This is a genomic window from Micromonospora sp. NPDC047753, from assembly GCF_040642735.1.
Taxonomy (GTDB): Bacteria; Actinomycetota; Actinomycetes; order Mycobacteriales; family Micromonosporaceae; genus Micromonospora.
The window spans coordinates 1-13,211 of sequence record NZ_JBEYSL010000163.1 but is presented as its reverse complement, the minus strand read 5'-3'; the positions used below and the strand labels follow the sequence as shown (position 1 = coordinate 13,211).

The following is a 13,211-nucleotide window of genomic DNA, read 5'->3' as shown; positions in this document are numbered from 1 at the left end:
GGCGCGGCACGTCCCGCAGGTAGTCCACCACCGGCGGGTCCTGGTCGGGGGCCGCCACGTTGGCGTTGCCGAGGGCGTCCAGCGGCGTCACCCAGGCCGAGACCGAGGTGGCGAACGACTTGCCGAGGAACGGGCCGAGCGGCTGGTACTCCCAGGCCTGGATGTCCCGGGCCGACCAGTCGTTGACCAGCACCACACCGAAGACGTGTTCGGCGAAGTCGTCAACGGAAACCCGATCGCCCAACGCGCTCGGTACGCCCACCACGAATCCCACCTCGGCCTCGATGTCGAGGCGTACCGATGGGCCGGTGACCGGGCCCTCGGCGGAGGCCCGCTGCCCGGTCGGCCGGGTCACCGGCGTGCCGGAGACGACCACCGTGCCGGCCCGCCCGTGGTAGCCGATCGGCAGGTGCTTCCAGTTGGGCAGCAGCGGCGGCTGGCCGGGGCGGAAGATCTGCCCGACGTTCGACGCGTGGTGCTCCGAGGAGTAGAAGTCGACGTAGTCGGCCACCTCGATGGGGAGCAGCAGCTCCACGTCGTCGAGGGACACCAGCAGCGGCTCCACCGCGCCCCGGTGCGCCGGGTCGGTCAGCAGCTCGGTGATCCGCTGTCGTACCGCCGTCCACTGCGGTCGACCCAGGGCCATGAAGTCGTTGAGCACGGGCCGGCACAGCGTGCCGGCGGCCAGCACCAGCTCGGCGGCCTCCGCCGCCGCGAGGTCGAGGACCCAGGATCCGATCCGTACGCCGATCCGCGAAGGACCCCCGTCCTGCCGGAACACCCCGTACGGCAGGTTCGTCACCCCGTACGGCGAACCGTCGGCGCCGGTCACCCAGGTCATGCGTCGTAGCCCCCGTTCACCAGCCCAAGCCGGATCAGATCGGTCAGTGGTTCCAGGATGCTGCACGAGCCGAAGCCCACCCACAGGGGGCGAGGCCCGTCCAGCCGTGCCGTCGTGCGCTCCACCAGGGGGCGCGGGTCGACAACTGTGAGCAGCTCGGCGACCGTGCGCACACCGTCACCCTCGGCGGCGGCCAGGGTCGCGGCCAGCACGTTGGCGTAGCCGTGGTGGGTGAACCCGGTCTCCGGGTCGAGGTGTCGGATCGCCTGGTGCAGCCCGGCGGTGAGCTTGAACGGCAGGCCCCGGTCCCGGCAGGCGCAGATCACGGTGGCCAGCTCGGTCGGGGTGGGGAAGAGTTCGGCGGCCAGGCCGCCGGTGCGGAACTTGGCCGCGATCGGCACCCCGTCGGCCCGCGCGGCGACGAGCACGTCCAGTGCGCCCATCAGTCCGAAGGTCAGCGGCAGTTCGGCGTAGACGGTTTCCACGCCCGGTAGCGCGTCGGTCAGCCGCAGCAACTCGGCGATGCCGGGCAGCGGGTCCTCGCCGCGCTTGGCAACCGCCACCTCGACCTGGCGCGCCGCGACGCCGTCGGGGGCGAGGAACGACAGCGCGAACGGCAGGTTCCCGATCCCGGTGTCGCCGATCACGCCGACCACCAGGCCCTCGCCCGGGTCGACGAGACCGGTCAGCTCACCGGCGGCCACGTCCGAGGCGGGGATCAGCAGTGGGCCGACCAGGGCGGCGTACCAGGCGGCGCGGTGTTGGCGGTGGGCGACCAGGGCGTCGTGCAGCGCGGCGCTGCCCGGTGGGAAGACGGCGGCGTCGTCCACCAGGCCGTGGAGGAGTGCTGGCACCTGCGTTGACACGGAACAAGAATGTACGGGACGCTACGAGGAACGGACAACAGCGTCCGATTATCGGACGCCTTCGGCCGGTGAACGGGAAATATCGGGAGGCGAGATGCCGTACTACCGCAGCATCGGCGAGGTGCCGCGCAAGCGCCACACCCAGTTCCGGCAGCCCGACGGCAGCCTCTACGCCGAGGAGCTGATGGGCCAGGAGGGGTTCTCCTCCGACTCGTCCCTGCTCTACCACCGGCACGCGCCAACCGCGATCCTGGCCGCCGACGAGTTCACCCCGCCCGCCTTCACCCGGGCGCCGAACCTGCCGCTCAAGCCCCGCCACCTGCGCACCCACAAACTGGACACCGGCGGTTCCGACCCCATCCTCGGCCGGCAGTACCTGCTCGCCAACGACGACGTACGAATCGGTTACGTCCTCGCCGACCGACCCTCACCGCTGTTCCGCGACGCCACCGGCGACCACTGCCTCTACGTCGAGTCGGGCACCCTGCGGGTCGAGTCCCCGTTCGGCGTGCTGGACGCGGTCGCCGGCGACTACGTCGTCATCCCCACCTCGACCATCCACCGGCTGGTGCCCACCGGCGACCAACCCGTCCGGCTGCTCGCCGTCGAGGCGTCCGGGCACATCGGCCCGCCCAAGCGCTACCTCTCCGTACGCGGCCAGTTCCTGGAGCACTCGCCGTACTGCGAGCGGGACGTCCGCGGCCCCGACGCCCCGCTGCTCGTCGACGGCGAGGAGGTCGAGGTGCTGGTCCGGCACCGGCGCGGCTGGACCCGTTACGTCTACGCCAACCACCCGTTCGACGTGGTCGGCTGGGACGGGCATCTCTACCCGTGGGCGTTCTCCATCCACGACTTCGAGCCGATCACCGGCCGCATCCACCAGCCACCGCCGGTGCACCAGACCTTCCAGGGGCCCAACTTCGTCATCTGCTCGTTCGTGCCCCGCAAGGTCGACTATCACCCGCAGTCGATCCCGGTGCCGTACAACCACCACAACGTCGACTCCGACGAGATGCTCTTCTACACCGGTGGCAACTACGAGGCGCGGCGCGGCTCCGGCATCGAGCAGGGCTCGATCTCGTTGCACCCGTCCGGTTTCACCCACGGCCCCCAGCCGGGTGCCGCCGAGCGCTCCATCGGCGCGGACTACTTCGACGAGCTGGCCGTCATGGTCGACACCTTCCGCCCGCTGGATCTCTGCGACGCCGCCAGCTCCTGCGAAGACGAGGGGTACGCCTGGACCTGGGCGCGGTCCGTCTAGCGGATGGCGGTTCGGGTGAAGACGGCGAACTCGGCTACCGCTGTGGTGGCGATGGCCAGCACCAGGGGCCACGGGGAGCCGACCATGGCGTACACCAGCAGCAGCAGCGGCGCGGCGGCCACGGCGTAGACGGCCAGGGCCATCGCCCGGTCCGAGTGCAGCAGGGCGGGCAGGACGCTCCGGGTCAGCCCGGGCAGCCGGGCCGCGAGCTGCCACACGATGATCCCGCCGGTGAGCGCGGCGAGCACCGCCAGGACGCGGGAGAAGCCGTCGTTCGCCGACGCCGCGAACGCGACCAGCACCGCCGCCACCAGCGACCAGCCCGCGCCGTAGAGCACCAGGCGGTGCAGCCCGTACGCGAGGGTTCGTGGTGAGTCGATCCGCCTCGGGCTGACCGTCACCGCCTCGGCGACGTGCTCCAACGCCTCCGACCAGCGGCGCTGCTCCAGCCGCATGACACCCACGTCGTGGCCGGCCTCGCCGATCCGCGGGTCGAGCCGCAGCGCCTCCCGGTAGGCCCGCTCAGCCAGGTCGAACAGGTCCAGGCGGGCGGCGACCAGGCTGAGCACCAGGTGTGCCTGCGGCTCCTGCGAAGCCAACTCGACACCGCGCCAGGCCGCGTTCAGCGCCGGCTGACCGTTGCGGGCGCCGGCCAGGATCGCCGCCGCGCTCCGCTGGGCGTACGCGTCGGCCGGGCCGAGGGTGAGGATCCGGTCGGCGGTGGCCGCCGACTCGCTGTAGCGCTCCAGGTCGGCCAGGGCCATCCCCCTGGCCACCAGCGGGGGCAGGGCCTCCGGTGCGGCAGCCACGGCCGTGTCGGCGGCGGTGAGCGCCTCGGTCGGACGGCCGGCGGCCAGGTGCACCCGGGCCAGCATGGTGAGCGCGTCGACGTCATCCGGCTGGAGGGCCAACCCGTAGGCCAGTTCCCCGGCCGCCTCGTCGTAGCGGCCGAGTTCGGCGAGGAGTTGGGCCCGCTGGACGTAGCCGTCGGCGGCGGACTGGTCGGGGGTGGGGTCGCTGGACATCGCGGCGAGCTTAGGCGGCCGACGCGTCGTACACCAGGGCCACCGCGACCCCGGTCAACCCTTCCTCACGGCCGGCGAAGCCAAGCCCGTCGGTGGTCGCCGCCGAGACGGTGACCGGGGCGCCGACCGCGGCGGAGAGCACCTCCTGCGCCTCCTCGCGGCGCCGGCCGATCTTGGGACGGTTGCCGATGACCTGCACGGACACGTTGCCGATCTCCAGGCCGGCGGCGCGCACCCGACGGGCCGTCTCGGTCAGCAGAGCCACCCCGGACGCGCCGGCCCACTCCGGCTGGCCCACCCCGAAGGCGGAACCGAGATCACCGAGAGCGGCGGCGGAGAGCAGGGCGTTGCAGGCGGCGTGCGCTGCCACGTCGGCGTCGGAGTGCCCGGCGAGGCCGTCCTGATCGGGCCAGAACAGCCCGGCCACCCAGCACGGCCGGCCCGGCTCGAACGCGTGCACGTCGGTGCCGATGGCCACCCGGGGAACGATCATGATCAGAGGGTACGCGTCAACCGGCCGCGGCAAGCAGATGCTCGGCCAGAGCCAGGTCGAACGGCCGGGTGATTTTCAGTGCGTACTCCGAGCCGGGCACGCAGCTCACCGCGACGCCCTGCTTCTCGACCAGCCCGGCGTCGTCCGTGAGGGAGTCACCGGCGGCGGCGTGGGCGGCGCTGAGCACGACCCGACGGAAACCCTGCGGGGTCTGCACCGCGCGCAGTGCGGAACGGTCGACGGTGCCGAGCACCACCCCGTCGGCAGCGACTTCCTTGATCGTGTCGACGACCGGCAGGACCGGGATCACCGCGTCGCACCCGCCTCGTACCGCCGCCGCGACGGATTCGACCAGCTCAGGCGGCGTGAGCGCCCGGGCGGCATCGTGCACCAGGACGATCGTCGGACCGGGGGGCACCGCGGCCAGCGCGGCGGCCACCGACGCCTGCCGTTCGGCACCACCGGGCACCACTGTCACCGGGGCGACCGGGGCCAACAGCTCGCGGACGGCCTGCACCTCGGCGGCCGGCGCGGCCACCACGATGGTGTGCACCGACGGCGCGGCGGCCAGTCGACGCACGGCGTGCACCAACAGCGGTTCACCGGCGAGCAGGCGCAGCGCCTTGGGTCGGCCGGGGCCGAGCCGTACGCCGGCACCCGCCGCAGGCACGAGGACCGCGACGTCACCGCGCGGATTGAGCTGCGCGGTCACGTCGCGGTCCTCGGTGGTTTCTTCACTACGAAGTGGGTACGACGATGCTGTGCGGACTAGGCCTCGGTGAGGACCTTGTCGAGCAGCGTCTCCGCCTCGTCCTTGGTGCTCTTCTCGGCCAGCGCGACCTCGCCGACGAGAATGTCACGGGCCTTGGCGAGCATCCGCTTCTCGCCCGCAGACAGGCCCCGCTCCCGCTCCCGGCGCCACAGGTCACGCACGACCTCGGCGACCTTCAGCGGGTTGCCGGAAGCCAGCTTTTCCAGATTGGCCTTGTAACGCCGCGACCAGTTGGTCGGCTCCTCGGTGTGCGGAGCCCGCAGAACGTCGAAGACCTTACCGAGGCCTTCTTCGCCGACCACCTCGCGCACACCCACGATCTCGGCGTTCTCGGCCGGCACCCGGACCGTCAGGTCACCCTGCGCGACCCTCAGGACGAGGTATTTCTTAGGCTCGCCCTTGATGACCCGAGTCTCGATTGCCTCGATGAGTGCGGCCCCGTGGTGGGGGTAAACAACGGTCTCGCCGACACTGAAAACCATAGGTTCGAAACCCCTTTCGCTGTGTCTAGGGTAACACGGTCAGGCACTGATGTCTCTCCGATGTCCTGACCATTGGCGCAGCTCAGGGGCCCTGTGAGAGGTCTTGCTTCAGCTTGACAGGCAGTCAAACCGATGGTTCGAACACGCTCCGTAACGAGCAAATGACTGCCCGGTACGGGTGAACAGAACGTCGAGATCAAGGGCTATGCGCTCCTCCCATGGTAGCCCGGCCAGCAGGACCGCGCCCAGATGTAGCGCGAGGAGCCCCTGGTGCGCGACCCTGGAGACCGAGCCGCACTCAGCTCTCGAGACGCTTCCAGGGGGTCCGATGGGCAAGCCGGACGCAGAGGGTCACGGGCCAGCCGACGGCCTGCCCGGCCTACCGCCCGAATGGGGCCGCGTGGTGGTTCCCGACGACGCCTCCGCGCTGGCCGCCGAGGCCACTCAGATCCGCCGTGAGCTGCGCCGGGCCGACGGCCTCCCGGGCGGTCACCGGGCCCTGGGCCTACCGCTGGCGGTCCTGTTGGTGGCGGTCCTCACCACGCTGGCCGGCCTACTGGCGGTCACCTGGCCACGCGCCAACCGCGACGCCGACCGGCCGACGCCGGCCCCCTACTCGCCACCCGCGACCCTCGCCGGCCGGGCGCTGCCCGCACTGGACCTGGTCGGCGCGGACGACAAGCCCGTGCCACTGCGCGGCCTGCTACCCGCCATGATCATCCTGCTGGACGCCTGCCCCTGCCCGGACCGGGTCACCGACGCCCTGGCGGCAGCGCCCGCCGGCGTCTCCGTAATCACCGTCACCGGAGGGCGGGCGGTGCCAGCCAGGCCCACCATTGAGCGGCAGGCTCGCGCCCTGGCCGACCCCGCCGGGGGCCTGCGCTCGTTCCTGGGCCAGCCGGCCCGCTCCGGCGCCGCGACCGCCCTGCTCGTCGACCGGGCCGGCATCGTGACCCGAGTGCTGCCCGAGGTGGGCACCAGCGACTCCTACCGGAGCGACCTGAGCGCCCTCGCCGCCTGAGCCGGCCGCGCGCCTACCGGGGCAGCGCGACGAGTTGCGCCTGGATGTCGATGGGCCGGTCGACGGCCGACAGCGACACCCGGAACGGCCCGCTTCCGGGCAGCACCTCGGCATTGGCGATCGCGCCGTCGCAGTCGATCCGCAGCTGACCGTTGATCTTGGCCCCGTCGCTTGTGAGCGCCATCGCGCCGGGCCGGGTGCACCGGTACTGGAGCAGATAGCGGGCGCCGCTGTCGCTGGCCTGCCGGGTCACTTCCTGGCCGGGAGCGAGCTCCCGCTGCTCCCGCCAGATCGTCTCGTTGAACGGGGGCAGATCACCCGAGGGGAAGAGCAACGCGGGGTCGCCCTCGATGTCGACGATCGAGCCCGTCTCCAGATCGATCACCGTCCGCGGGCTGCTCTCCACCCGGATGACCTCGCCGGTGTCGGGGTCCATCCGAGCCGTGATCCGCCCTTCGGGCTCCTCAGCCGCGATGAGACGTTCCAGTGGGGTGCTGACGCTCCGCTCGGCGCTCGGCGCCGCAGTGGGAGGAACAGCCGCGCCGGGCATCGACGAGGGCGCGGCCGAGTGCCACCACCAGCCGCCGACGACCAGAACGGCCGCCGCAGCACCGAACAGCACCACCGAGCGCAGCCGGTCGTCCGCCGTCACATCCACCCATTGAGCGTACCGGCCGGCCCGACGAGGTTCAGCCCTGTCGATCGAGCAGGGCGGCGTACAGGGTGAGGCCGGGGCCGAAGGCCAACATGACGACGCGCCGAGCCGCCGGTGTCGCCCGACCCAACCGGTCCAGGATCAGCAGGACGGTCGGCGACGAGCAGTTGCCGTGCTCGTCGAGCGTCGCGCGGGACGCCGCCAACCCCTGCGGTGGCAGCGCCAACTCCCGTTCCACAACGTTGAGGATCCTCGGCCCGCCCGGGTGCACGGCCCAACCGTCCACCTCGGAACTGGTGAGGCCGTGCCGGGCCAGCAGATCGTCGACCAGCCCCCGGACGTGCCTCGACAGCACCTGCGGCACCTTCGGCGACAACCCCATCCGGAAGCCGGCGTCGGTGACGTCCCAGGTCATGTGGTCAGCCGTCGAGGTGTCGGTGACGGCGGTAACCTCACGCAACGCGTACCCCGGGCCGCCCGGCGTGACCACGGCGGCGACCGCCGCATCCGAGAAGAGCGCGTGGGAGACGATCTGCTGGGTGTCCACCCGGGCGCTGGACGGCTGGATGTGCAGGCTCGTCAGCTCCGCGCAGAGCAACAGCGCCGGGCGCCCCCGGGCGGTGACGAAGTCACTCGCCGCGCCCAGCCCCGGCAACGCCGCGTAACAGCCCATGTGGCCGATGACCATCCGCTGGGTTTCCGCGGCCATGCCCAGGTCCCGGGCGAGCAGGATGTCCAGCCCGGGGGTGGCATAGCCCGTGCAGGAGCAGACGATGAACAGCCCGATGTCGCCGGCGCTCAGCCCGGCAGCGGTCAGCGCCCGACCCACCGCCTCCTTGCCCAACGGCAGCGCCTCCACCTGGTAGCGGCGCATCCGGCGCTCGGTCGGCCAGTCGGAAACGTCCTCCAACAGCGGGTTGACCGCGGCCTGCCGCCGGGTCACCCCCGAGTTGGCGAAGATCCGCTGGGCCAACGACCTGGTGGTGCCGGTGAAGTGCCGGGAGAAGAAGCCCTCCCACAACTCGTCCTGCGAAGCGGACGGCGGCTGCGCTGTCCCGAGCCCCGCGATCACTGGTACGGACACGATCCCCACCTCTCGTCAGATGCTGTCCTCCCCCTGGCCGTCCCACCAGCCACGTCGGCTGGTCGTTCCTTCGTGCGAGCCCGGTGGCGCGGGCTCACCAACGTGGTGCCGATCCGTCGCGATCCGGGTCGCCGCCCAACGCGGCGATGCCGAGCCAGTCGGCGCAGACATCAGACGTGGCCGGGTGCAGCGAGCCGCAACGGGCGTCGCGGTAGAGCCGCTCCAGGGGATGACCCCGGCGGGTGGCCGAGGTGCCCGCCGCCTCCAGCACCGACGCCGCCACCTCGGCGGCCGTGGTGCCGGCGAGCAGCTTCGCCCGCCACACCCAACGGTTGGTCTCCTCGTCACCGGGCGCCTCGTCCACCCGGCGGGCCGCCTCGGCAACCACCAGTTGCGCGGCGGCCGTCGCCGCGTCCGCCCGACCCAGCCTGGCCCGCACCGCCGGCAGACCGGCCAGGTTGCGGGCGTTCAGGTGCTCGGCAGCCGCGTCGATCGCCGCGCGGGCGACCCCGACGTAGACGGCCGCGTAGCTGGCCACCAACCAGTGCGGCATCAGCTGCGCGACCACCAGCGCAAGCCCCTCCACCCCGCCGAGCAGCCGGTCGGCGGGCACCGTGACGTCCAGGTGCAGGTCGTGGGAGGAGGTGGCGCGCATGCCGAGTGAATCCCAGGTCGGCTCCACGGTCAGCCCGTCGCCGGCCGGCACCAGGAACTGCGACACCACCGACTGGTCGGCCGCACTGCGCGCCGCCACCAGGTAGCCGTCCGCGTGCCCGGCCCCGGAGCAGAAGGTCTTGCTGCCCTTGAGGTGCCAGCCCCCGTCGGTCGGCTCGTACGCGGTGGTGAGCTGGGACAGCCGGGCACCCGCGCCCCGCTCGCTCATCGCGACCGCGTACCAGGAGCCCTGCGCCGCCGCGCTGAGCAGCCGGTCGCGGGCGGCCAGCGCCTCGTCGGGTACGCCCAGCGCCTCGGCCAACTCCTCGGTGACAGCGCCCAGCGCGCCGGTCACCGAAGCGTGCATGTTGAACACCAGGGCAGTCGCACCGTTGCCCCGGGCAAGCTCAGTGGCCACCGCTGCGTACTCGGCGAAAGTGGCGCCCAGACCGCCGAGCGCCCGGGGCACCATCAGCCCGAACAGGCCGGCCTCGCGCAGGTCGGCGAAGTCGTCCACGGGGAAGGAACCGTCCCGGTCGTGCTCGGCCGCCCGCGCGGCGAACCGCGGCGCCAACCGGCGTGCTGCCTCAAGCGCGTGCACCGTCATCTCGTTCCTCCTCGGCGTTCCATACCCCGCCACGGCCTGACTATCCTTTGCGGACCCCCCGGCCCTGGTAGAGCACGGCGGTGGAGCGGGTCGGCACGATGCGCGGCGCGCGGCCGACGGGCACGGCACCGGCCGTTCGGCTCGCGCGAGCGCGGCGCAGCAGCCAGGCGAGCATGCCGCCGACCTGCGGACGGATGCCCCGCAGACTCAGGTCGACACCGTGTCGGGCGCACTCGGCCACCAGCGCCTGGGCATCCACGAACAACTGTGGATCGTGGATGCCGCGGGGCACCGTCGGCAGGCGCTCGGCGATCCGGACCGCGACGAGCCGGGCCAGCGCCGTGTCGTTGAGGGTGTCCAGCACCAGCACGCCGCCAGGGCGCAGCAGCCGACACGCCTCGGCCACCGCGCGCGGCCAGGCCGGCACGTGCTCCAGCAACTCACCGGCCGAGACCACGTCGGCGCAGCCGTCAGGCAGCGGCACCGCCGTGGCGTCACCCTGGACCACCCGCACCCCGTGCTCGGCCGCCTGGACGAGCGCCGAGCGGGTCAGATCCACCCCGACGTGGCGGTAGCCCTTGCCCGCCAGGTGCGGGGCGAGCAGGCCGGCGCCGCAACCCAGGTCGACGAGCAACGCGTCCGGACGGGTGGCCGGCGGCACCAGCGCGGCACGGGCCTCAGCCAGCCAGTGCAGCATCGCGAACGCACCGTCCGGCCGCCACCACTCACCGGCCAGATCGTCGTACTGACGCGGATCGTTTCGCGGCAGCACCCTCGGACCGGTGGACGCCCCGGCCGCAGCCACGTCTCGCATGGAACCGAGCGTGGCACGACTGCTCGGTAACGACCAGACTTCCCTTATGTCGTCGAGGGTGTTAGGGCTGGTCAGAGCGAGCCATCCGGAACCGGCCGCAGCGGTGACCACGGTGGCCGGTCTGCTGGCCTGGGGAGTGGGCCACCGGCCGACCGGAATCGTCTCGGTGGTGCTCGCCGTGCTGGCCAGCCAGCTCGCCGTCGGCTGGACCAACGACGCGCTGGACGCCGAGCGGGACGCCACTGTGGGGCGTACCGACAAACCGGTCGCCAGTGGTGCGGTCGGTCGGCGCGTCACGGCCTGGGCCGCCGCGGTGGCCGCGGTGGCCTGCCCGCTGCTGGCGCTGACCACGAACCCGGTGGCGGCCTTCTGGCTGACGCTCGCCCTGGTCTCCGCCCTGCTCTACGACTGGCCGCTCAAAGCGACCGCGTTCTCGGTGCTGCCCTACGCCGTGTCGTTCGGCGCGCTGCCCGCCTTCGTGGTGCTGGCGCTGCCCGGCCAGCCGTCCCCGCCGGTCTGGCTGGTGACGGCGGCGGCCTGCCTGGGCGCCGGCGCCCACTTCGCCAACGTGCTGCCCGACCTGGCCGACGACGCCCGCACCGGCGTGCGCGGCCTGCCCCACCGGCTCGGTGCCGCCGGCAGCCGGGTGGCCGCGGCGGGTCTCCTCCTCGCGGCGACCGCGACACTGGTCCTCGGGCCACCCGGACCGCCGTCGGCGATCGGCTGGGCGGCGGTCGGCACGGCCGCCGTGGTGCCGCCACTGAGCTGGTACGCCGGACGCTCGGCGATCCGGGCCGGCCGGCGGCCGGTGGCGGCCTTCCGGGCGGTGATGCTGGTGGCCCTCATCGACGTGGTTCTGCTGGTGGCGAGCGGTCGGGTGGTGTGAACGCCACCCGGGCAGGTGGCATTGCCGGGTCCGCGTGCGGGCCTCGATCAGTCCCAACTACCCTGGAGCGCGGTCTGCGCGGGTATGGCCACCGTGCCCGGCGTACGGCCCGGGTGGGGATTGTGACGAGGAGGACCGACGTGACGCGCTCGATCAGGGGATCCCGGCGGGCGGCCCTGTTGCTGTCCGGGATTGCGGCGGCCAGCCTGCTGGCTTCGGGATGCGGCACCGGTCAGATCGCCGAGACCGCGTTGAAGGAGCCGTCGGTCCAGGGCGTCAACCTCACGACCAACAACGGTTCCTTCTCCGTGCGGGGCCTGCTCGTGGACTACCCGGGCACTGAGGGTTACAAGGCCGGGCAGGACGCGGGGCTCGGCGCCGTGATCTACAACGACTCCAAGGAAACCGTGACGGTCACCGTCACCACGGAGAGCGCCCGCGAGGTGGTGATCAGCGGCGGCTCGGCAAGCCCGTCGCCGTCCGCCTCGGAGTCCGCCTCCATGAGCCCGTCGCCGTCCGGTTCGGCCAGCCCGTCGAACTCGACGTCCGGTTCGCCGAGCCCGTCGGCGACGCCCTCCGAGACCGGATCGTCCTCGGCCACCCCGTCCGCCCCGGAGTCGGCGCGGGCGTCCGGTTCGGCCAGCCCCGCCGCCCCGGGTCAGCCGGCCCGGATCGAGCTGGCGCCGTTGAGCTACATCCAGTTCAACTCCGAGGCCACCACGCAGCTGCGGCTGATCGGCCTCACCGAGGCGCTGCGCTCCGGCCAGAACGTCGTCGTGACCTTCGACTTCGGCAACGGCAACACGGTCACCGGGCAGGCGCCGGTCGCGGTGCCGCTCACCCCGGCGGCCCCTCCGTCGCCGATCATCGAGCGCGAGGGCGGCTACGAGGGCAACGAGGGCGGCACGACCCACGAGTGACCCGACCCGCACATCGACGAACGCCCCGGCGTGGTGACCACCACGCCGGGGTGTTTTCGTCGTACGCGAGGGCTAGCGTCCTGATGTGACCACCTCCCGATCGACAGCTCCGCGTGGCGGCACGGCCGGTGCCGCCCGTGGTCGGTCCGCCGCCCGCGAGCCGCGCCCGGCCTACCAGTGCGACGCCTGCGGGCACCAGCCGCCCAAGTGGGTGGGACGCTGCCCGGAGTGCGGCGAGTGGGGGGCCGTGGTCGAGCACACGGTGACCGGCCCGACGGTCTCCGGTCGGGTGGTCAGCTCCCGGATGCCGTCCGAGCCGGCCCGACCGATCGCCACCATCAGCGCCGCTCCGGCCCGCGCGGTGCCCACCGGGGTGAGCGAGCTCGACCGGGTGCTCGGCGGCGGCCTGGTCCCGGGTGCCGTGGTGCTGCTCGCCGGCGAGCCCGGGGTGGGCAAGTCGACCCTCCTTCTCGATGTGGCACAGCAGTGGGCGGTCGGCGCCGGCAGCCCCTCGCTGGTGGTCAGCGGCGAAGAGTCGGTCAGTCAGGTGCGCCTGCGCGCCGAGCGGATGGGCACCCTGCACGAGCGGCTCTACCTCGCCGCCGAGAGCGACCTCGGCTCGGTGCTCGGTCACCTCGACGCGGTCAAGCCGGGCCTGTTGGTGCTCGACTCGGTGCAGACCATCTCGACCACCGGCACCGAGGGTGTGCCCGGTGGGGTGACCCAGGTCCGCGCGGTCACCGCCGCGCTGGTCTCGGTCGCCAAGGAGCGGGGCATCGCCACCGTGCTGGTCGGGCACGTCACCAAGGACGGCCAGGTGGCCGGGCCTC

General features: G+C 72.7%; 15 protein-coding genes. 5 read left to right on the top strand and 10 right to left on the bottom strand.

The window, feature by feature from the left end; translation table 11 throughout:
• Window positions 1-841 (bottom strand): fumarylacetoacetate hydrolase family protein (locus ABZ749_RS16120; protein WP_357228293.1); only part of this gene is annotated, 841 nt, incomplete at its 3' end.
• Entirely contained in the window at window positions 838-1,707 is an 870-nt protein-coding gene (locus tag ABZ749_RS16115) for a hypothetical protein (RefSeq protein ID WP_357228291.1), read from the bottom strand. The genes ABZ749_RS16115 and ABZ749_RS16120, both read right to left, overlap by 4 nt.
• Window positions 1,708-1,801: 94 nt before the next feature.
• On the opposite strand from ABZ749_RS16115, the gene ABZ749_RS16110 reads away from it, so the two are divergent.
• Window positions 1,802-2,968: a cupin domain-containing protein gene (locus ABZ749_RS16110; RefSeq protein ID WP_357228289.1), complete on the top strand. Its 1,167-nt coding sequence runs from the start codon at window positions 1,802-1,804 to the stop codon at window positions 2,966-2,968.
• Here the strand turns inward: ABZ749_RS16110 and ABZ749_RS16105 are convergent.
• Genes ABZ749_RS16105 through ABZ749_RS16090 form a run of 4 tightly spaced genes read right to left on the bottom strand, consistent with a single transcriptional unit; the run spans window position 2,965 to window position 5,740 of the window.
• Window positions 2,965-3,993: a tetratricopeptide repeat protein gene (locus tag ABZ749_RS16105; RefSeq protein WP_357228285.1), complete on the bottom strand. Its 1,029-nt coding sequence runs from the start codon at window positions 3,991-3,993 to the stop codon at window positions 2,965-2,967. The two genes, ABZ749_RS16110 and ABZ749_RS16105, sit on opposite strands and share 4 nt — an antisense overlap.
• A gap of 10 nt (window positions 3,994-4,003) precedes the next feature.
• Entirely contained in the window at window positions 4,004-4,489 is a 486-nt protein-coding gene (ispF, locus tag ABZ749_RS16100; RefSeq protein WP_357228296.1) for a 2-C-methyl-D-erythritol 2,4-cyclodiphosphate synthase, read from the bottom strand.
• Between the two features lie 13 nt (window positions 4,490-4,502).
• The gene (ispD, locus tag ABZ749_RS16095; protein ID WP_357228282.1) at window positions 4,503-5,198 is read right to left on the bottom strand and encodes a 2-C-methyl-D-erythritol 4-phosphate cytidylyltransferase; all 696 of its coding nucleotides are present in this window, start codon (window positions 5,196-5,198) and stop codon (window positions 4,503-4,505) included.
• A gap of 56 nt (window positions 5,199-5,254) precedes the next feature.
• The gene (locus ABZ749_RS16090) at window positions 5,255-5,740 is read right to left on the bottom strand and encodes a CarD family transcriptional regulator (RefSeq protein ID WP_203148040.1); all 486 of its coding nucleotides are present in this window, start codon (window positions 5,738-5,740) and stop codon (window positions 5,255-5,257) included.
• A gap of 328 nt (window positions 5,741-6,068) precedes the next feature.
• Between ABZ749_RS16090 and ABZ749_RS16085 the strand changes: the two genes are divergently transcribed.
• Window positions 6,069-6,761 carry a hypothetical protein gene (locus ABZ749_RS16085; RefSeq protein ID WP_357228279.1) on the top strand — a complete coding sequence of 231 codons (693 nt, stop codon included), beginning with the start codon at window positions 6,069-6,071 and terminating at the stop codon, window positions 6,759-6,761.
• Window positions 6,762-6,774: 13 nt separating this feature from the next.
• Here the strand turns inward: ABZ749_RS16085 and ABZ749_RS16080 are convergent, their stop codons facing one another.
• The 4 genes from ABZ749_RS16080 to ABZ749_RS16065 form a co-directional block, all read right to left on the bottom strand.
• Complete coding sequence (locus ABZ749_RS16080) at window positions 6,775-7,419, bottom strand: hypothetical protein (protein WP_357228276.1); 645 nt, start codon at window positions 7,417-7,419, stop codon at window positions 6,775-6,777.
• 31 nt (window positions 7,420-7,450) lie between these two features.
• Window positions 7,451-8,500 (bottom strand): type III polyketide synthase, encoded by a 1,050-nt coding sequence (locus tag ABZ749_RS16075; protein WP_357228273.1) that lies wholly within the window; start codon window positions 8,498-8,500, stop codon window positions 7,451-7,453.
• Between the two features lie 94 nt (window positions 8,501-8,594).
• Window positions 8,595-9,761: an acyl-CoA dehydrogenase family protein gene (locus tag ABZ749_RS16070; RefSeq protein WP_357206309.1), complete on the bottom strand. Its 1,167-nt coding sequence runs from the start codon at window positions 9,759-9,761 to the stop codon at window positions 8,595-8,597.
• Between the two features lie 40 nt (window positions 9,762-9,801).
• Window positions 9,802-10,575 carry a methyltransferase domain-containing protein gene (locus ABZ749_RS16065; RefSeq protein ID WP_357228270.1) on the bottom strand — a complete coding sequence of 258 codons (774 nt, stop codon included), beginning with the start codon at window positions 10,573-10,575 and terminating at the stop codon, window positions 9,802-9,804.
• Window positions 10,576-10,621: 46 nt separating this feature from the next.
• Between ABZ749_RS16065 and ABZ749_RS16060 the strand changes: the two genes are divergently transcribed.
• The 3 genes from ABZ749_RS16060 to ABZ749_RS16050 all read left to right on the top strand — a co-directional run.
• Window positions 10,622-11,461 carry a UbiA family prenyltransferase gene (locus ABZ749_RS16060; RefSeq protein ID WP_357228268.1) on the top strand — a complete coding sequence of 280 codons (840 nt, stop codon included), beginning with the start codon at window positions 10,622-10,624 and terminating at the stop codon, window positions 11,459-11,461.
• Window positions 11,462-11,601: 140 nt separating this feature from the next.
• Window positions 11,602-12,381, top strand: coding sequence for a hypothetical protein (locus ABZ749_RS16055; protein WP_357206305.1), 780 nt, complete (start codon window positions 11,602-11,604; stop codon window positions 12,379-12,381).
• 85 nt (window positions 12,382-12,466) lie between these two features.
• On the top strand, window positions 12,467-13,211 hold a 745-nt coding region (locus tag ABZ749_RS16050), incomplete at its 3' end, for an AAA family ATPase (protein ID WP_357228265.1).

Excerpts from the sequence above, each read along its gene's own strand:
- ABZ749_RS16085 (WP_357228279.1), top strand. The coding sequence starts at position 6,069 with ATGGGCAAGCCGGACGCAGAGGGTCACGGGCCAGCCGACGGCCTGCCC.
- ABZ749_RS16065 (WP_357228270.1), bottom strand. The coding sequence starts at position 10,575 with ATGCGAGACGTGGCTGCGGCCGGGGCGTCCACCGGTCCGAGGGTGCTG.
- ABZ749_RS16105 (WP_357228285.1), bottom strand. The coding sequence starts at position 3,993 with ATGTCCAGCGACCCCACCCCCGACCAGTCCGCCGCCGACGGCTACGTC.
- ABZ749_RS16090 (WP_203148040.1), bottom strand. The coding sequence starts at position 5,740 with ATGGTTTTCAGTGTCGGCGAGACCGTTGTTTACCCCCACCACGGGGCC.
- ABZ749_RS16110 (WP_357228289.1), top strand. The coding sequence starts at position 1,802 with ATGCCGTACTACCGCAGCATCGGCGAGGTGCCGCGCAAGCGCCACACC.
- ABZ749_RS16060 (WP_357228268.1), top strand. The coding sequence starts at position 10,622 with ATGTCGTCGAGGGTGTTAGGGCTGGTCAGAGCGAGCCATCCGGAACCG.
- ABZ749_RS16070 (WP_357206309.1), bottom strand. The coding sequence starts at position 9,761 with ATGACGGTGCACGCGCTTGAGGCAGCACGCCGGTTGGCGCCGCGGTTC.